Genomic DNA, 18,536 nt, shown 5'->3' with positions numbered 1-18,536 from the left:
TTCTACTGCTTCGATGCGCCGGCGCTTTTCGATGCGCTTTCGCGCGTTTCGAACGACAACGCTCAGGGCGAGTACTACCTTACCGACGTGCTGGAAATTTGCCGAAACGACGGCCGCGAGGTGCTCGCGCTTCAAACCGCCGACGCCGAAGAGGCTATGGGCGTGAATTCTCGCGTGCAGCTCGCCCAGGCTACGCGCGCCATGCAGCATCGCATCAACAATCGCCACATGATGGCCGGCGTAACCATGTGGGATCCCGAAAGCACGTTCATCGGTCCCGATGTCGAAATTGCGCAAGACGTGGAGCTGTGGCCGCAAACCTACCTGCTTGGCGCGACCAAGGTTGGTTCGCACAGCGTCATTGGCCCGAACACGCGCCTGACCGACACGCAGGTTGGCAGCGGCGCTCGCGTTGACGAAACGGTCGCTATCGAAGCGCGCATCGACGATGCTGCCGAATGCGGCCCGCGTGCGTACCTGCGTCCTGGTACCCACCTGTGCGAAGGCGCCAAGGCTGGCACGCATGTCGAAATCAAGAAGTCGACCATTGGCAAGGGCTCGAAGGTGCCGCATCTTTCCTATATTGGCGACACCACGATGGGCGAGAACGTCAACATCGGCGCCGGTTCGATCACTTGCAACTATGACGGCGTGAATAAGAACCACACCGAAATCGGCGACAACGTGTTCGTGGGCAGCGACACTATGATGGTGGCTCCTGTGAACATCGGCGCGGGTGCGATTATCGGCGCCTCTTCGTGCATCACGCGCGACGTGGCTCCCGATGCGCTGGCGCTCGAGCGTGCCGATCAGCGTGAAATCGAAGGTTGGGCTGCCAAGCATATGGCGAAACTCAAGGCCAAGAAGGAAGCTGCGAAGTAGACGTTTTCCAATGGTGACAGTTTTGACCAGCCCGCTTGCGTTTATGGTCAAAACTCGCGCCATTTGCGGCACTGAAGGCGGCCCTGCGCATCCGGGGCCGCTTTTTTTCGCGCGAACTTTCGCAAAGCAGCGATTTTCCCAGTAAATTGTCAAGGGAGACTTTCCCAGAGAGCAGCTGCGGTAGGGCATTTTTTCAATGGTGGTGATTTTGACCAGCATATGCGGCTAACTTGGTCAAAACTCGCGCCATTGGAAAACGCTTCTGCTCGGCCTCGCCTCTGGCCTCGCTTCTAGCTCCGTTTCCCTTCTTGTTATCTGACCAGAATCTTTTGTGTTTGCGGTTCTCTTCCTGCGACGGCGTGGGTACAATCAGGAACAGCATGCATTGCGCCTGCGGAAGGGGCGCAGAATCGAAAAATTGCGAAGGAGCACGCGCATGACCGAGATGACAAAGAGCATGGCCGTCTTCACGGGTTCGGTAAACCCGAGTCTGGCCGATCAGGTTGCAACTGAGCTGGGAACCACGCTTGGCAACGTGAAGCTCGAGAAGTTTGCCAATGGCGAGATTTACGCTCGTTACCTCGACTCGGTGCGCGGCGCCGATGTCTTTATTATTCAGTCTATCGCCGGCGAGCACATCAACGATGCGCTCATGGAAATGCTCATCATGATTGATGCGGCCAAGCGCGCAAGCGCCCGCACCATTTCTGCCGTCGTCACGCATTACGGCTACTCCCGCCAGGAGCGCAAGGCCGCTCCTCGCGAGCCCATCACGGCAAAGCTCGTAGCCGACCTCATCACCGTCGCCGGCGCCGATGACATCATCACCATCGATCTGCATCAGGACGCAATCCAGGGTTTCTTCGACATTCCGGTGAACCATATGACCGCCATGCCGATTTTCGTGGACTATTTCAAGAACAAGGGCATCGACCCCGAAGAAATGTGCGTCGTGTCTCCCGATGTGGGTCGCGCGAAAGCCGCTAAGAAGTTTCAGGGCCAGCTCGGTTGCGATATCGCGATCATGCACAAAGATCGCCCGAAGCACAACCAGGCTGAAATCACCGCGCTTATCGGCGACGTTACCGGCAAGGTTTGCATCCTGAACGACGACATGATCGACACGGGCGGGTCTCTGGTCGCGGCGGCCGAAACCCTTATGTCCAAGGGCGCCAAGAAGGTGTACGCGTGCGCAACGCACGGCCTGTTCAGCGGCCCGGCATATGATCGCATCCAGAATTCCTGCATCGAGGAAGTCGTCGTGACTAACGCCGTCCCCGTGCCGCTCGATCGCCAAACCGGCAAGATTCGCGTGCTCTCGGTTGCTCCTCTTCTGGCGCGCACCATTCAGAGCGTGTACAGCAACGGCTCTGTGAGCAAGCTGTTCAACAAGTAGCGAGAAACATTCATGCATATTATTTGCGGCCTGGGCAACCCAGGCGAAGAATACGAGCATACGCGGCATAACGCCGGCTTCGATTCGGTCGACGCGTTGGCCGAAGAACTGCGCGTGAACTACTGGAAGAACGAATGCGGCGCTCTTACAGCAAAAACGACGTACAAGGGCGAAGATTTGCTTCTGGTAAAGCCTCAGGGCTTCATGAATACCTCGGGCGGTCCTTTGAAGAAGGTATGCCAGGCGTATAGCGCCACGGCCGATGACGTTATCGTGATTCACGACGAGCTCGATATCGACCCGGGCACGATTCGCGTGAAGCACGGCGGCGGTCTTGCAGGTCACAATGGCTTAAAGTCGATTGCCGATAAGCTGCAGACGAAAGACTGGACGCGCATTCGCGTGGGCATTGGACGCCCGCCGGGACGCATGTCAGTGGTCGATTGGGTACTTGGCCGTCCCAAAAAGGACAGGTGGGACGATTTCGTGCAGGGCACGCACCTCGCGAGCGAGGCGGCGCTGTTCTATCTCGAGAGCGGCCTGGAGAAAACTCAGCAGCGATTCAACTAATGCAAGAAAGGACGGCTTTGATGCCGTCCTTTCTATTTGCCGGTGAAATTACGGTCGTTTTCTTGCTGGGTGCTTTCTGCGTTGCGTTTTTTCTTTTCGGAATAAGACGGCAAGCATCGATTGGTTTTTGAACGAGACATTCTGCGGGCGCATCGCCGCCGCCATGTGCCGTCAAGTGTGCGACAATGTTCGATGGAAAAGAAACTACGCGAAAGCAGCGTGCACATTATGACAGCCCAATTCAAGCTCATGCCGGCAGACCCGGCGCTTGTATCGTCTATTCAGCAAGAACTTGGCCTACCGCATTTTGCGGCGCGAACCATGGTTGCCCATGGCGTGAATTCGCTCGAAGAGGCGCGTGCATTCCTTGCGCCCGACATCGAACGCGATTGGCTCAACCCCTACACGATTCCGCAGCTTGGTGCGGCGGTCGATCGTCTGGAGCGTGCGGTGCGCGACGACGAGCGCATTGTGGTATTCGGCGATTTCGACCTCGATGGCATCTCTGCCACTACGGTGCTCACGCGTGGCCTGCAATTTCTCGGGGCCAATGCCGCGCCCCTCATTCCGAAGCGTTTTGAAGAAGGCTACGGCATAACGCCGCCTGCTTTCGAGCGCGCGAAGGCGTTCAAACCCGATTTGATTGTGACAGTTGACTGCGGCATCGCTAGCGGGGATATCGCTCCAACGGTTTTGGCCGAAGGCATCGACTTGGTAGTGACCGACCACCACGAGCCAGGCGATTTGGTTCCTGAAGGCGTTGTTGTATGCGACCCGAAGTGCGACCCGAAATGCGAAAGCGGCATTTTGGCCGGTGTGGGCGTTGCACTGAAGATTATCCAGGCTCTGGGCGCCCGCTTTGGAAAGCCCCATCTGTGGCGCGAATACACCGATTTTGCGACGTTGGGAACCATCGCCGACCTTATGCCCGTGCGCGACGAGAACCGTGCGCTCGTTGCCGATGGCCTGGAGCGCATGAACAAATATCCCCGTCCGTGCATCCAGGCGCTTATTGACGTGTGTCACGCGGGCGACAAGCAAATAACCTCGACGGGGCTGTCGTTCTCGCTCATTCCGCGCTTGAATGCCGCAGGCCGCATGGGTGATGCCGATTTGGCGCTCGATTTGCTGATGGCCGACGATTTCGAAGAGGCGCAGGGCCTTGCCGCCGAGCTCGATAAGGTAAACGATAAGCGCCGACGCGTCGAGCAAAATCTTGCGCAATGCGCCGAAGAAGCGGCTGCGAAAATCTACCACGGCCAGCGCGCGCTCGTGGTTGGCGGCGAAGGTTGGCACGAGGGCGTGAAGGGCATTGTCGCCTCGCGTTTGGTGAATGAATACGGCGTGCCGACGATTCTGTTTACCATCGATGGCGACGAAGCGCGCGGCTCGGGTCGAAGCGTGGGCAGCGTGAATTTGTTCAAGGCCATAGAGTCGTGTTCCGATTTGCTCACCCGCTTTGGTGGCCACGGGGGTGCCGTGGGCATTACGCTTCCTGCGGCGAAGCTCGATGAATTCTCGCACCGTTTGTGCGAATACATGGATACGCTTCCCGAAGACAGCTTCCATCCTCAAATTGAGGTCGAGGCGCAGGTCGGGCTGGGGGAGCTTACGCTACAGAACGTCCAGGCGCTCTCGCGGTTGGCGCCTTTCGGCCGTACGAACCCCACGCCGCGTTTTTTGGCGCGCAACGTGCGCCTGCTTTCCCGTCATGCCGTGGGCGTCGAGAAAAACCACCTGTCGTGTCAAATGGTCGATGGCGCAGCCAAGGTTGGCGCCATCATGTTCCATTGCGGCAAAATCGAGTCGCTCATGTCGTGCAATACTGTGGTCGACGCGGCGTTCCAGGTGCAAATTGACGAGTGGAAGGGCCGCCGATCGGTGAAGTGCCTGCTCGACGAGGTGGAGCCTGCCACGCCGTGCCCCGGCTTGCGCGCGTGCTTGCCGACCGAAGACCTCGATTTCGTGGGCGAGCTCTATGAGGATACTGGCATTTTGCCCAACTGCGACGACGAAGCGAAGCGCATTGCCGAAGAGCGCCGTGAACAATGGCGCGAGTTTGCATCTGAGAACCCCGACGGTTTGACCGATGCCCTGGTCGCGCACGCGATCGGCGACGCTTCGAACCTGCATGATGCGCAAAGGCGCGCGCTCGATATGCTCGCGCGGGGCGAAAGCGCGTTCGTGGTTATGGGCACCGGGCGTGGCAAGTCGCTCATATTCCAAATTCACGCTGCACGCGAGGCGCTGCTCAATGGCGGGGCGAGCGTGTTCGTGTATCCATTGCGTGCGCTTATCGCCGACCAGGCGTGCCATGCGGCGTGCTTGTTCGAAAGCTTCGGACTGTCTGCCGCGAGCCTTACGGGTGAAAGCTCTTCCGATGAACGTGCGGAAGTGTACGCGGGCTTGGCATCTGGTGCTATCGATGTGGTGCTTACCACGCCCGAATACCTCGCCTTCCATGCAGACGAGATTGCATCGTGCGGCCGCGTGCGATTCCTCGCGGTTGATGAAGCGCACCACTTAGCTGACGGTGGCGGCCGTCGCCGCGATGCATACGCCCAGCTGGGCGAGCTCGCGCGTCGTTTGGGGGTGAAAACGGTGCTCGCCGCTACGGCAACGGCATCGTCGCAGGTGGCGAATCAGGTTCGTGAAGGCCTAGGGGTGCAAGGCTTTGTGGGCGATGCCCATGTGCGCGATAACTTGCTGCTTGATGACCATCGCAATGCACGCGACAAAGAAACGTATTTGACGAATATCGTCGCGACGGGCGAGAAGACCATCGTGTATGTGAACTCGCGCACCATGTCGGTCGACATCGCGCGCGTACTTCGCGCGCTCGCACCTCATGTCGCCATGCAAATCGGCTTCTACAACGCTGGGCTTTCGCGTGAAGAGCGCGCCCGCATTGAAAAGCTGTTCCGCGACGACGTGCTCCGCGTGCTCGTGTGCACGTCGGCGTTCGGCGAGGGCGTCAATATTCCCGATGTGCGCCATGTGGTGCTGTACGCAATGCCGTTCTCCGATGCCGAATTCAACCAGATGAGCGGCCGTGCCGGTCGCGATGGCAAGCCTGCGACCATTCACCTCGCGTTCGGTAAGCGCGACGTGTACTACAACGATCGCATTCTGGCCCAGTTCGCGCCCGATCACGATCGCATGGGGCTTATCTACCGAGGCCTCCGGGCCTTTTCGCGCCAGGCCGCGGGAGGCCACGGAAATGGCGCGGCTGACGAATCGGGCTTCTTCACCCTGTCGAACGAAGACCTTATTGCCGCCTGCCCGCCGACCGACATGCGCTTTACGCTCATGCCCGGTGCGGCGTCGTTTGCGCTCTCGGCGTTTTCCGAGCTTGGGCTGGTCGATGTGCGAACCGAATGCTCGCACGATGGCTCCTCGGTTCGCCGGGTTCGGCTTCGCGAAGTGCAAGGCAAGGTGAACCTCGACGACAGCGTGCTGTATTGCGAGGGCCGCGCTGAAGCGGAAGAATTCAAACGATTCTCTGATTGGATTCTGAATGCCACGCCCGAAGAGCTGCGTGCGCGTATTGTTCGTCCCATCATGCCCGATGGAAATAGCGAGGAAGGGAGTAGCTATGACCGATGAAGCCACCGAGCGTCAAACGGCGCTTCCCATAGAATCTGAATTGGCCGAGGCCATTGGCGCGCTTTCCGCCGACGCATTCGAAGGGGGTATCGCACCTTCGCCCGAGGCGGGTGCTACGGTAACGCCCGAGTCGCGTTTCGCGGTGCTCGTGGAGAAAACGAGCTATCTCGACGACGCTGCGGCTGAAAAGCTCAAGCGCGCCTACGAATACGCAAGCACGGCGCACAAGGGCGTGAAACGTAAGAGCGGCGAGCCTTATATCATCCATCCTATCGAGGTCTCGCTCATTCTGTCCGATTTGCGCATGGATGTCGACACGCTGTGCGCTGCCCTTCTTCATGACACGATCGAAGACACTGACACCACGGCTGCGGCCCTTGAAGAGCAGTTCGGCGCGCAAGTGTCGCAGCTTGTGCAGGGAGTCACGAAAATCACGCGCATCGAAGTCGAAAGCCTTACCGATGAGCAGGCGGCGACTATGCGCAAGATGTTCGTTGCCATGAGCAAAGACATTCGCGTGATTGTTATCAAGCTCGCCGACCGCCTGCACAACATGCGCACCTTGAGCGCATTGAAGGAGGATCGACGCATCTTCAAGTCGCGCGAGACGCTTGAAATTTATGCGCCTATCGCGCATCGGCTGGGTATCGGCTCCATCAAGTGGGAGCTTGAAGACCTCGCGTTTTATTACCTTGAGCCTGCGAAGTTTAAGCAAATCAGCCGCCTGGTCGCCGAGAGCCGCAACGAGCGTGAGACGTATTTGGCTTCCGTTATCGAAACGCTCAATACCGAGCTGGCGCGCGTGGGCATCGCTGACGCGCATATCGCCGGCCGCCCGAAGCACCTGTATTCCATCTATCAGAAGATGACGAAGCGCGGCAAGGGCTTTTCCGAGATTTACGACCTCATCGCGGTGCGCGTTATCGTGAAAACGGTGGGCGACTGCTATTCGGTTTTGGGCGCCGTGCATACGCTGTGGCACCCCATGCCGGGTCGCTTCAAGGACTATATCGCCATGCCGAAGCTCAATATGTATCAGAGCCTGCATACCACGGTCATCGGCCCCGCTGCTCGTCCACTCGAAGTGCAAATTCGTACCGAAGAAATGCACCGCATGAGCGAATATGGCGTCGCTGCGCACTGGCGCTATAAGGAAAAAGGTTCGAAGGCCGATGCCGCGTTCGATCGTCAAATCGCCTGGTTGCGCCAGATGGTCGACTGGCAGGAAGAAACGAAAGACTCGCGCGAATTCCTCAACGAGCTCAAGGTCGATCTTGCGCCCACCGAAGTGTTCGTGTTCACGCCGGCGGGCGAAGTCATGAGCCTGCGCGCGGGCTCGACCCCGGTCGATTTCGCGTATTCCGTGCACACCGAGGTGGGCAACCACTGCGTCGGTGCGAAGGTGAACGGTTCCATTGTGCCGCTTTCCTATGAGCTGCAAACGGGCGACCGCGTCGAGATTCTCACGCAGAAAAGCGCCACGCCGAGCCGCGACTGGCTAAAGATGGTGAAAACGCCAAGCGCGCGAAGCAAGCTGCGCCAGTATTTCTCGAAGGTGAGCCGAAGCGACGATATGATCGTCGGTCGCGAAAAGCTTGCCCGCGAAATGAAGAAGCACGGCCTCGGCCTGGGCTCTACCGCGAGCATTCGTGCGCAGAAGCAGGTGTGCGAGACGCTCGGCTATAAAGACATCGACGATATGATGGTGGCGATAGGTGCGGGCAAGGAAACCGTGCTGCATATCACGAATCGCCTGGTGAAAATTCTGAATCCCGAGATGGAGGAGGAATCGCATCCCGAGCTTGCGATGCTTCCCAATGGCGCCATGCCGCCCATGATCACCACGGTGCGCCGCCAGCCGAAACGTCGCGCCCACGCTTCAAACGGCGTGGTCGTCGAAGGCATCGACAGCGCTCCGGTGCGCCTGTCGAAATGTTGCAATCCCGTTCCGGGCGACGATATCATCGGCTTCATCACGCGCGGCCGCGGCGTATCGGTGCATCGAGCCGACTGTCCGAATGCGACCGACCTTATGCGCGATCCGGGCCGCCTTATCAAAGTGGCGTGGGAAGATACGGCTGAGACAACGGCTTCGTATCAAATCGAAGTGTTCATTGAAGCGCTCGATCGCATGAATCTGCTGCGTGATATCATCAACACGCTCAGCGATACAGGGGTCAATGTGCTCGCTTCGAACACGGTGAGCCATTCCGATGGCATCGTGGAAATGAGGTACTTGTTCCAGGTTTCGCAAATCTCGAACATCGAGTACATTTTGGGCGAGCTACGAAAAATTGACGGCGTGTTCGACGCGCGTCGTATGCTGCCGGGCGATTCGGCCCACAGGCGCAAGTAGAAAGGTATGCGAATGCGTGCAAATTGCAAACGCCAAGTGACCATCGATGACGGCTGCGTGCCCGTTACGGCGCTCGTCATCGGCATGATGGATAACAATTGCTTCATCGTGGCTGATGGCCGCGAGCAGGGCGCACCGGCTATGGTCGTCGATCCCGCCGGCGATGCCGAGGCCATTCAGAAGGCTCTTGGCTGGTTCAAGCTTGAGACCATCGTGTGCACTCACGACCACAACGACCATCTGGTTGCCTTGCCTGAGCTGGCGGCGGCCACTGGCGCAAAGGTTATTTCCAGCAACGCCGATAGCCGCATCATCGAAAAGGGCCAGCCGGGCTACTTCGGCGACTGGGATGCTGTGGCACCCGTGCATGTCGATCGCAAGGTCAACGACGGCGACACGATCAAGCTCGGCTCGCTCGAGTTCAAGGTCATGCTTACCCCGGGCCACACGAAGGGCGGCATCTGCCTTTACCTTCCTGGCTTTGGCGGCAAGCCTGGCGTGGTGTTCACGGGCGATACGCTGTTCCGTGGCGCAACGGGCCGCGTCGATTTCGAGGGCGGCAACGCGAACGAGATGCGTGCGAGCCTGAAGAAGCTCGGCAAGCTTCCCGACTCGACTATTGTATTCCCAGGCCACGAGGGCCTTACGACCATTGGCATTGAACGCCATCGTGTTATCGAGGCGTTTTAAAGCATTGACTTTTTTCGCGTGAGAGGGCGAACATGGCAAAGCACAAGAATGGTAAGAAGCTCGATTATTTCGAGGCATTCGAAAAGCAGGCAGAGCTTGCGATTGCCGAGGCAAAGCTGCTCGTAGAGGTCATCGAAAACTACAAGGGCCCCGACAGCCTCGACGATTACATCGAGCGCGCGCATGAAATCGAGCACGCGGGCGATAAGCTCGTGCATTCGGTATTCGACGCGGTTACGGTCGACTTCGTGACGCCCATCGATCGCGAAGACATCATTTCGCTCACGCAGAAGCTCGACGACGTGCTCGATTACATGGAGGGCACGGTACAGCGTTTCTATATGCTCGATGTGAAGGAAATGCATCCCAAGGCGGGTGAGTTCGCAGAACTGTTGCTGAAGAGCTGCGAAAAGCTCGGCAAGGCGTTGGAAGATTTCGACGAATTCAAGAACTCGAAGAAGATCAACAAGCTCATCATCGATGTGGGATCGGTTGAGGAAGAGGCCGACGAGCTGTTCTTCCATACTCTGCGTGAGCTGTACTCGCATGGTGAGGAAAACCCGCTGTATGTGTTCGTGTGGGATAAACTGTTCCAGCGCCTCGAGAACACAGCAGACGCTTGCGAGCAGGCTGCCGATACCATGGGCACCATCATCATGAAGAACTGCTAGTCTCGCTCTTTTCCGAACGGCGAAATCGTTCGGTATTGAAAAGCCTCTGGCCGCCGCCGGAGGCTTTTTTGTTGTCTTCAGACCTTGGCAAAAAGACGCACGATTGCCGTCGCCGCACAGAGGTGCGGTGCGTTGTTGAAAAATCGATTGCTTTTTTGGCGAGGAATAAAAAAGAAAACCCTGCCCCCAGCCTAAGGATGAACCCACCTTCAATAGGTGGGTGCCCGCAACGAGGTTCAAAGCTTTCGTGCCAACAGGCGCGAATCCCTGTATCCCCGCGTAATCTAGGGCTCCCTGAAAAAATGCATCGGTCCATCGCAAATGACGGCTTTGGAAGCAGGGTCTGATTTGAGTATATCCGAGCATTGCCGAAAGAAACCCCTTGAATTATTTTTCATTTCGGCATAGGGAGGCATCTCCTCTTTGCCGAAGCACACATTGGGTTATTCTGCCATCTTCCCCTCGCGCTACGGCTGGGCAACGTTACCGCTCCTTTTCGCGCGGTTCTTCTTCCTGCGCTACAATGAACGAACGTTCGAAAATGAGGGGAAGGGGTGCGCATGGCTCGCGCGAAAGACGTGGCGAAGCTGCTCCGCGGCGGCGTAAACGACAAAACTTCGCCGGCTCGTCTCGCCGAAATCATGAAGGCGCTGCGCCACGCGGAAATCGCGAAGGGCATTACGCCCGAAAAACTCGTAAGTCTGCTCGAGGAGCTCGGCCCCACGTTCATCAAGCTGGGGCAGATTCTTTCGGCTCGATCCGACATGCTTCCCCAGGAATACTGCAATGCGCTGCAAACCTTGCGTTCTTCCACCACGCCTGAGCCGTTTTCGCTGGTGGAGCGTCGGCTGCGTGACCTTTACGACGGCGATTGGCACGACGTGTTCAGCGACATCGCCGCCGAACCGCTTGGATCGGCTTCCATCGCGCAGGTCTACAAGGCGACGCTTGCCGAAAGCGGCGAAACCGTGGCCATTAAAATCCGTCGCGACCATGTGCGCCAAGACATGGTGCGCGACATCGCTCTTATGCGCCGCGCGTCTGATCTGCTCAACCTTACCGGGTCTACGATGATCCAGGGCGTTGACATCAATGTGGTGATTGATGAGCTCGATCGCACTGTGCGCGAGGAAATCGATTTCAACGTGGAACGCGAAAACCTCGAGCGCTTCGGTCGGGGCCTTGCTACCGAGCCGGGTGTCACGTGCCCGAAGGCATATGACGAATATTCCGATGAGACGGTGCTCGTGATGGAATTCGTCGACGGCCTCTCGCTCGAGCACGTCGATGAGCTTCGCGAGGCGGGCTACAATCTGCGCGAAATCGGCGACCGCATTGCGAATTCATTCATGCGGCAAATGGTCGAAAACGGCTTCTATCATGCTGATCCGCATTCGGCGAATTTCATTGTGCGACCGGCGCTTTCCGATGAAGAGCGCGCTGCGGGCAAGAAAGATCCAGGCGAGGTCGTGTGGATCGATTGCGGCATGATGGGCGAACTCTCGCCTTACGAGCGCAGGCTGTTCTTTGAAATGATGAAGGCCATGATTGCGCAAGACAGCCACAGGCTCACGAATTTGTTCGTTGAGTGGGGGCGCGTGAAGGACGTGCCGGGTAAGAGCTTCGATTACAGCGCCCTTTTGCAAGATCTCAGCGCATTGGTCAATCGCTATAGCTCCGAAGACGCGCATTCGATGGACGTGGCGCAGCTGCTCAACGACATCATGGGCATCCTCGACCATGCGAATGTGATCATGCCCCAAAGCTTCGTGATGCTCGTGCGTGGTTTGGCATCGCTGCAAGGCACACTCATCTCGCTGTCGCCGGAAATCAGCATTCTGGCCGTGGTTGAGCGTTACGTGAAAAGCTACTTCGTGCGCAACTTCGACCTTATCGACGAGGCGGAAGACCGCGTGTTCACGTCGGTGGCTGCAGCCGATAAGGCGCTGCATTTGCCCGAGCGCATCTCCAACGTGCTCGATATGACGGAAAAAGGACGTCTGCGCATTAAGTTCGACGTGGAGGCGCCGCGCCCCATGGAGAAAATCGGACACATCATCGACCGTCTGAGCTTGTCCATGATTACGGCGGGCCTGTTCGTCGGATCGTCGCTGATTTATTCTGCGGGTATGGAGCCGAAGCTCTTTGGCGTGCCGGTGATTGGCTTTTTCGGCTTTATTGGCGCTGCGGTTTTGAGCGTGTATATCGTGGTTAAAATTCGAAAAGGGCAGTAGGGTCGTTTTGCGCATGCTTGTGTCAAATGCTCGTAGCGTTTAACACCTGCTGCGTGCAGTTGCAATCGTGTTAAACGCTACGAGCATTTGACACAATTGGGGCATTGACGTTTCCGGGCGTATTGAAGCGATAGATGGGTGGAAGTTGGACACGCTGTTCACTGAAATAGAGAACGAGAAGAAATTTGCTGCCGCGCCGCTCGCCGTGCGTATGCGTCCGCGTTCGCTCGGCGAGCTTGCGGGGCAGGAAGACGCGGTGGGGCCAGGCAGCTGGCTTCATGCGGCAATTGAGGCCGATACGCTTTCGTCCATCATTTTGTATGGGCCTGCAGGTACGGGCAAAACGAGCATTGCGCACATCATCGCAGAAACGACGCGTGCGACGTTTGTGGAAGTTTCTGCCATCGGCGGTACCGTCGCCGATTTGCGCCGCGAAATCGCTGCGGCGGAAAAGCGCCTGCTGGGCACGGGCGCTCGCACGATTCTGTTCGTGGACGAGATCCATCGTTTCAGTCGCAGCCAGCAAGACTCGCTTTTGCATGCCGTTGAGAATCGTACGGTGGTGCTCGTGGGGGCCACGACCGAAAACCCATTTTTTGAAGTGAATTCCGCGCTCATTTCGCGCTCCCGCGTGATTGAGCTGCATTCGCTTTCCGACGCCGATATCGAATGCATCGTGCGCCGTGCGCTCTCCGACGAAAAACGAGGTTTGGCGGGTTCCTGCTCCCTTACCGATGAAGCGCTGGCCGCTATCGTGAATTTGTCGGGTGGCGATGGACGTTCGGCACTTACCACGCTTGAGCTGGCCGCAGGCTTGGCCAAAGAAAAGGGCGCGCGCGAAAAAACCGAGCCGCCGTTTGCCATCGACGACGATATGGTTGAGCTTGCCACGCCGCATCGTGCGCTGCCGTATGACAAGAACAAAGACATGCATTACGACGTGATCAGCGCGTTTATCAAGTCGATGCGCGGCAGCGATCCCGACGCTGCGCTGTATTGGCTCGCTCGTATGCTCGATGGCGGCGAAGACCCGAAATTCATCGCGCGTCGTATCTTTATTTTGGCAAGCGAAGATATCGGCAACGCCGACCCTCAGGCTTTGCTCATCGCCGAGGCGGCGTTTAAGGCCGTGGAAGTGATTGGCATGCCCGAATGCCGCATCAACTTGTCGCAGGCTGTGACGTATATGTGCCTTGCCCCTAAGAGCAATGCGGCCGAAGCGAGTATCGACGCCGCCCTTTCGGAAGTGCGGCATGGGCCGAAGCGCGACGTGCCAAGTTATTTACGCGACCGCCATCGCCCTGGTTCGGAAAACTACGGTGAGTATAAATACCCGCACGATTATCCTGGCCATTGGGTTGAACAGCGCTATTTGCCTGAAGGCCTTGAGCGTGGGTGCTTCTATCAACCGAGCGAGTCGGGCTGGGAGGCCTATCGGGTTGATGCCGCATCGCGCGATCGGGCCACGCGGGCTGCGAAGCCGTCGAAAGGCGAGTAGCGGGCGGGGCGGGTGATTTGCCCGCTCGGATCTGCGCGGCGTGGGCGCCCAAGGTTGCATCGTCGATTGGCCGCCTGCATCTGCTGGCCTAGCAATCGCTGAGCAACGCTCGATGTGCCTCGTTTATCGGCGAGCGACCTGTCGCTGTGTGCTGCGCTGCCGTGCGGGCTCTTCTTTAACGTTGCGGAAACGCAGCGCTTCGTCCATGCGCGCCTTGCTGCGTGCTGCTATTATTCAAGGAAATCAAACGGGCGCCATATGGGCGCGATATCGAAGGGAAATGCCATGGACGTTGGATTCATCTCGGAAGTCATTCTTCCCGTAGTGTTTGTGATTGTCGGCATCGCGCTTGTTTGGGCAATCGTCGAACTTGTACTGGTGTTGCGCCGCACGCGCAAAACGGTGGAAACGCTCGAGACGAGCGTGAAGCCGATTATCGACGATGTGCAAAAGGTCGCAGCCGATGCCAAAGAAATGACCGCCTCCATCAAGCCCGCGATCGATCGCGTCGATCCCTTGGTCGAGCGTGCTTCGCTGGCCGTTGATGCCGCGAATTTGGAAATCATGCGCCTCGACGGCATTCTGGAAAACGTTGACGCAATTACCAGTTCGGCAGCCTCTGCGACCGAGGCGGTCGACACCGTTGCGAATGCGCCGTTGAAAATCGTGAACGCCGCTTCCGAAAAGCTTCGCGAAGCCCTTTCGGGCAAGAAGGCGTCCGACGAGTCGGCCAAGCTTGCTGCCGCGGCCGAGGCTGCGGCGCCTGCCGAGTTTGCGGCTATCGAGGATGACCAGGCGGCAATGTGCGCGTCTGAAGCCCGCGCCCCTGAAGTCGCCGCCGAAAAGCCCGTCTCTGAACCTGAGCCGCAAACTGCTGGCGGCTACTTCACCTATGGCGCATCGAAGGAGGACTAGCCGTTTTGACAACCCCCTTCGACAGCGGTGAGCGAGAGCCGCAGCTGAAAGCCACACGAGAGAAAACCACCGCCGAGCGCACCGATGATGCGCGCCGCCATTTCTTTCAGGTGTGGATGGTTATAGGCGCTGCGGCGCTCATCTATATGTTCGGTTTCGTGCTCGACGTGCTGTCCCTGCCGGTTGCCATCATCGTATGGACGATCGTCTTCGTGCTCGTGTTGCGCTCGCCCGTCGATGCGCTTGAGCGTCGCGGCGTTCGCCGCGGCTTGGGCACGACCATTGCATTCGTGGGCATGTTCGCGGTGCTCGCCGCACTTGTTGTGATTATGTTTTCGCCTATGTTCGGCGTGAATGACCAGTTCGCGAACATCTTCTCGGCGCTGCCTGTGTATGTTCAGGGGCTTATCGACTGGGCGAATTCGTTTTATGACAGGTACGCCTCGCTTCTGCAGGACGACACGGTGCGTGGTTGGATTGACGCGGGCTCAAAGTCGCTCGCCGATTGGGCGTCATCTGTCGCGAAGCAGTCGGCCAATGGCGTGGTGCTGTTTGGCACGGGCATCGCGAATGTCTTCGTCGTTTTGGGTTTTGCGCTTGTGGTGGCGTTTTGGACGCTTATGGAATTGCCCGCGATCGATCGCGAGGTCGATCGATTGGTGCCCGATAACCATAAAGAAGAGGCCGACATGCTGCGCATCGCGTTTACGCGCATTATGGGCGGCTATATTCGTGCCACGGTGCTGCAGTGCTTCATCATTGGCACGGCGTGCGGCATAGGGTTTGCGGTGTTGGGCGTGCCGAATGCCGCCGCGTTGGGCCTGATCACGGGCGTTCTAAACCTGATTCCCGTCGTGGGTCCCTGGATTGGCGGCGCGGTTGCGGCCGTGGTCGGTCTGTTCGTGAGCCCCATTACCGCCGTGCTCGCGCTCGCGCTCACCGTATGCGTGCAGCAATTCGTGTACACGTTCATAGGGCCGAAGCTCATGCAGAATTCGGTTGACGTGCATCCGGCGATTGTGATCGTGGCGCTGCTCGTGGGCGGCGCCATTGGCCAGAGCATGGGCGGCCTTATGGGCAATATCGTTGGCATGCTCTTGTCTATCCCGTTCGCGGCTATTGCGAAAACAGTGTTCGTGTACTACTTCGAGAAGAACACGGGCAGGCAAATCGTTGCCGAAGACGGTGTGTTCTTCCGCGGCAACCCTTCGGTTCTCGATGGCGAAAATGGCGAGCCCGATGCCATGGCCGATGCGATTTCTCCCACGCCGAGCAAGCCATTTGCGCCCTCTTCGCTTGTTGCAGCTTTAAGTTCCCATGGCGAAAAGGGCGCCGATGTCGCAGATAAGGGTGGGGAATAGGCGAAAGCTATCGTTTCCTGGCTTCGCCTGCCGAGAAGGCCGCCGCGCTCGATGTGGCTATTCGCCTTCCTTGGCAGGCTGCTCCTGCTCTTCGGCGGCTTTCGGGTCTTGCACCGAAGGCAGGGCCATAAACTCGGCAAACAGCGTTTGGACCTTTTTCTCGGCCCGGGCGAAGCTCGCGTATGTGCCGGCCTCTTCGCGCTCGGACTCGCCGCTTGCGTCGGTGATCAGGCGAATTGCCCACTCGAAGCGCCCCGCGTCGTTTTTGCGAATGAGGGCTTCGCAGTCGAAGCGGTAGCGGTACACGCCGCAAAACCAGCTATTTTCGGCGATTTCTTCCCAAGGGGTATCGTCGAGCGGTTCGGGGAAAAGGGTTTCAACGTCGGTATCGGTCATGGTAATTCCGTTCTGTATTGATGAATGTGCGCGTGGGCGCTTGAATAATCACACCCCATGATAAGACATTTCGCGTCGTATCGGCGCGTGACGAATCGCGCAAAGCGCGGGGCGCGGCGATTTCGCGCATTTTCCAGGGCAATTCATAGAATTCTCGCGACGTGGCGAGGTCTGGCGTGACGCGGGCGCGCGCGTTGGCTATCATGGGCCAGTTGGAAATGATCGGGCCTTGGGCCCGTTAGTCCGAAATATGAGAGCGAGACCTGTCCAATGAAGTACATGACTACAGCGGAAATTCGCGAGAAGTACTTGAAGTTCTTCGAGGAGAAGGGCTGCAAGCGCATGCCTTCTTCGTCGCTGATTCCCGACGATCCGAGCCTTTTGCTCACGAGCGCTGGCATGGTGCAGTTCAAGCCTTACTTCCTGCATCAAAAAGAACTCGACCCCCAATACATCGGTACCACGACGGTGCAGAAGTGCGTGCGCACCAACGACATCGACAACATTGGCGATGCGCGCCACCTTTCGTTCTTCGAGATGCTGGGCAACTTCAGCTTCGGCAAATACTTCAAGAACGAAATGTGCACTTGGGCGTATGAGTTCTCGACCGAAGTGCTCGGCCTGCCGAAAGAAAAGCTGTACTTCACAGTGTTCGAAGACGACGACGAGACTATCGAGATTTGGAAGAGCCTCGGCGTTGAAGACAGCCATATCTCTCGCTTGGGTGAAGACGACAACTTCTGGCGCGCTGGCCCTACCGGCCCGTGCGGTCCGTGCTCTGAGATTTACTTTGACCAGGGTCCCGAAGTCGGTTGCGGCAGCCCCGACTGCGCGCCTGGTTGCGATTGCGATCGCTTCCTCGAGTACTGGAACTGCGTGTTCACTCAGTTCGACGGCCAGGAAGACGGCGCGCTTGCTCCGCTGCCTTCGAAGAACATTGACACCGGCATGGGCCTGGAGCGCATCGCGGCCATTATGCAGGGCGTCACGAACAACTACGACACCGACGTGCTGCGCAGCCTGATTGCCGTGGGCGAGCGCCTTTCCGGCAAGGAATACAAAACCGATGCCGATGTTGACAAGTCGCTGCGCATCATCTCTGACCACAGCCGTTCTGTCACCTTCATGATTGCCGACGGCATTCTTCCCTCCAACGAGGGTCGCGGCTACGTGCTGCGCCGCTTGCTGCGCCGTGCCATCCAGAAGGCGCACACGGTGGGCATCGAAGGCCCGTTCCTCAACGAGTACGTCGATGAAATCGTGAAGCTCATGGGCGACGTGTACCCCGAAATCGTCGACAATCGTGAGCTTATTCGCCGCGTCATTCTTTCCGAAGAGGAGCGCTTCGGCGCGACCCTTCGCCAGGGCCAGGTGTATTTGGCCGAGGCATTCGAGAAGCTCGAGGGCGATACGCTTTCCGGCGAGCAGGCGTTTACTTTGCACGATACCTACGGCTTCCCTGTCGAGGTTACCGAGGAAATGTGCGCCGATCGTGGCGTGAAAGTTGACATGGAGGGCTTTGAGCGCTGCATGGAAGCCCAGCGTGAGCGCGCTCGCGCCGCAAACGTGAAAGACGCGGAAGCTGCATGGAGCACGTACGGCGGCGTGCATGCCGACATTCTCAAAGAAGTAGGCGCTACCGAATTCGTGGGCTATGACCGCATGAGCGCAAGCTCGGGCGTTCGTGCGCTCATCAAAGAGGGCCAGCGCGTCGACTCCATCGCTGCGGGCGATACCGCCGAAATTGTGCTAGGCCTGACTCCGTTCTATGCCGAAATGGGCGGCGAAGTGGGCGACACCGGCGTTATCGAGGGCGAAGGCTTCAAGGCTGAAGTCGTCGATACGAAGGCTCCCGAAAAGGGTCTTACCTGCCACAACGTGAAAGTCGTCGAAGGCGAGCTTCATGTGGGCGACACCGTTCGTGCAGTTGTCGACGAGCTTCGCCGCAAGCGCATTTCGCG

Annotated in this window: 13 protein-coding genes; 12 read left to right on the top strand and 1 reads right to left on the bottom strand. The window is 58.2% G+C overall.

The genetic code is table 11. From position 1 onward, the window contains the following. The 11 genes from ACWI8T_RS03745 to ACWI8T_RS03695 form a co-directional block, all read left to right on the top strand. The coding region (locus ACWI8T_RS03745; RefSeq protein ID WP_449137990.1) for a bifunctional UDP-N-acetylglucosamine diphosphorylase/glucosamine-1-phosphate N-acetyltransferase GlmU at window positions 1–882 on the top strand (882 nt) is incomplete at its 5' end. A 436-nt stretch (window positions 883–1,318) separates the two neighbouring features. After that, window positions 1,319–2,278 (top strand): ribose-phosphate diphosphokinase, encoded by a 960-nt coding sequence (locus ACWI8T_RS03740; RefSeq protein ID WP_123219847.1) that lies wholly within the window; start codon window positions 1,319–1,321, stop codon window positions 2,276–2,278. A 12-nt stretch (window positions 2,279–2,290) separates the two neighbouring features. Next, window positions 2,291–2,848 (top strand): aminoacyl-tRNA hydrolase, encoded by a 558-nt coding sequence (gene pth, locus ACWI8T_RS03735; RefSeq protein ID WP_449137989.1) that lies wholly within the window; start codon window positions 2,291–2,293, stop codon window positions 2,846–2,848. A gap of 228 nt (window positions 2,849–3,076) precedes the next feature. Beyond that, window positions 3,077–6,454 carry a single-stranded-DNA-specific exonuclease RecJ gene (gene recJ / locus ACWI8T_RS03730; RefSeq protein ID WP_449137988.1) on the top strand — a complete coding sequence of 1,126 codons (3,378 nt, stop codon included), beginning with the start codon at window positions 3,077–3,079 and terminating at the stop codon, window positions 6,452–6,454. After that, window positions 6,444–8,810 carry a RelA/SpoT family protein gene (locus ACWI8T_RS03725; protein WP_449137987.1) on the top strand — a complete coding sequence of 789 codons (2,367 nt, stop codon included), beginning with the start codon at window positions 6,444–6,446 and terminating at the stop codon, window positions 8,808–8,810. The genes recJ and ACWI8T_RS03725 overlap by 11 nt, the downstream gene beginning before the upstream one ends. A 12-nt stretch (window positions 8,811–8,822) precedes the next feature. Continuing rightward, window positions 8,823–9,500 (top strand): MBL fold metallo-hydrolase, encoded by a 678-nt coding sequence (locus tag ACWI8T_RS03720; protein WP_443729899.1) that lies wholly within the window; start codon window positions 8,823–8,825, stop codon window positions 9,498–9,500. A 32-nt stretch (window positions 9,501–9,532) separates the two neighbouring features. Continuing rightward, the gene (locus tag ACWI8T_RS03715) at window positions 9,533–10,171 is read left to right on the top strand and encodes a DUF47 domain-containing protein (RefSeq protein ID WP_288169715.1); all 639 of its coding nucleotides are present in this window, start codon (window positions 9,533–9,535) and stop codon (window positions 10,169–10,171) included. 560 nt (window positions 10,172–10,731) lie between these two features. Beyond that, window positions 10,732–12,405, top strand: a complete 1,674-nt coding sequence (locus tag ACWI8T_RS03710) for an ABC1 kinase family protein (protein ID WP_449137986.1) — start codon at window positions 10,732–10,734, stop codon at window positions 12,403–12,405. 145 nt (window positions 12,406–12,550) lie between these two features. Then, window positions 12,551–13,903, top strand: coding sequence for a replication-associated recombination protein A (locus tag ACWI8T_RS03705; RefSeq protein WP_114614932.1), 1,353 nt, complete (start codon window positions 12,551–12,553; stop codon window positions 13,901–13,903). A 285-nt stretch (window positions 13,904–14,188) separates the two neighbouring features. After that, window positions 14,189–14,818 carry a DUF948 domain-containing protein gene (locus tag ACWI8T_RS03700; RefSeq protein WP_449137985.1) on the top strand — a complete coding sequence of 210 codons (630 nt, stop codon included), beginning with the start codon at window positions 14,189–14,191 and terminating at the stop codon, window positions 14,816–14,818. 5 nt (window positions 14,819–14,823) lie between these two features. Next, window positions 14,824–16,179: an AI-2E family transporter gene (locus ACWI8T_RS03695; protein ID WP_449137984.1), complete on the top strand. Its 1,356-nt coding sequence runs from the start codon at window positions 14,824–14,826 to the stop codon at window positions 16,177–16,179. Between the two features lie 57 nt (window positions 16,180–16,236). Here the strand turns inward: ACWI8T_RS03695 and ACWI8T_RS03690 are convergent, their stop codons facing one another. Beyond that, window positions 16,237–16,575, bottom strand: coding sequence for a hypothetical protein (locus tag ACWI8T_RS03690; protein ID WP_449137983.1), 339 nt, complete (start codon window positions 16,573–16,575; stop codon window positions 16,237–16,239). A 270-nt stretch (window positions 16,576–16,845) separates the two neighbouring features. Between ACWI8T_RS03690 and alaS the strand changes: the two genes are divergently transcribed. Next, the coding region (gene alaS, locus ACWI8T_RS03685; RefSeq protein WP_449137982.1) for an alanine--tRNA ligase at window positions 16,846–18,536 on the top strand (1,691 nt) is incomplete at its 3' end.

The organism is Slackia sp. (genome assembly GCF_977041755.1).
Note: the sequence above shows the minus strand (reverse complement) of the source record. Positions and strands in the feature narration are given on the sequence as shown.

Excerpts from the sequence above, each read along its gene's own strand:
- ACWI8T_RS03700 (WP_449137985.1), top strand. The coding sequence starts at position 14,189 with ATGGACGTTGGATTCATCTCGGAAGTCATTCTTCCCGTAGTGTTTGTG.
- ACWI8T_RS03710 (WP_449137986.1), top strand. The coding sequence starts at position 10,732 with ATGGCTCGCGCGAAAGACGTGGCGAAGCTGCTCCGCGGCGGCGTAAAC.
- ACWI8T_RS03725 (WP_449137987.1), top strand. The coding sequence starts at position 6,444 with ATGACCGATGAAGCCACCGAGCGTCAAACGGCGCTTCCCATAGAATCT.
- ACWI8T_RS03720 (WP_443729899.1), top strand. The coding sequence starts at position 8,823 with ATGCGTGCAAATTGCAAACGCCAAGTGACCATCGATGACGGCTGCGTG.
- recJ (WP_449137988.1), top strand. The coding sequence starts at position 3,077 with ATGACAGCCCAATTCAAGCTCATGCCGGCAGACCCGGCGCTTGTATCG.
- ACWI8T_RS03740 (WP_123219847.1), top strand. The coding sequence starts at position 1,319 with ATGACCGAGATGACAAAGAGCATGGCCGTCTTCACGGGTTCGGTAAAC.
- pth (WP_449137989.1), top strand. The coding sequence starts at position 2,291 with ATGCATATTATTTGCGGCCTGGGCAACCCAGGCGAAGAATACGAGCAT.
- ACWI8T_RS03715 (WP_288169715.1), top strand. The coding sequence starts at position 9,533 with ATGGCAAAGCACAAGAATGGTAAGAAGCTCGATTATTTCGAGGCATTC.
- ACWI8T_RS03690 (WP_449137983.1), bottom strand. The coding sequence starts at position 16,575 with ATGACCGATACCGACGTTGAAACCCTTTTCCCCGAACCGCTCGACGAT.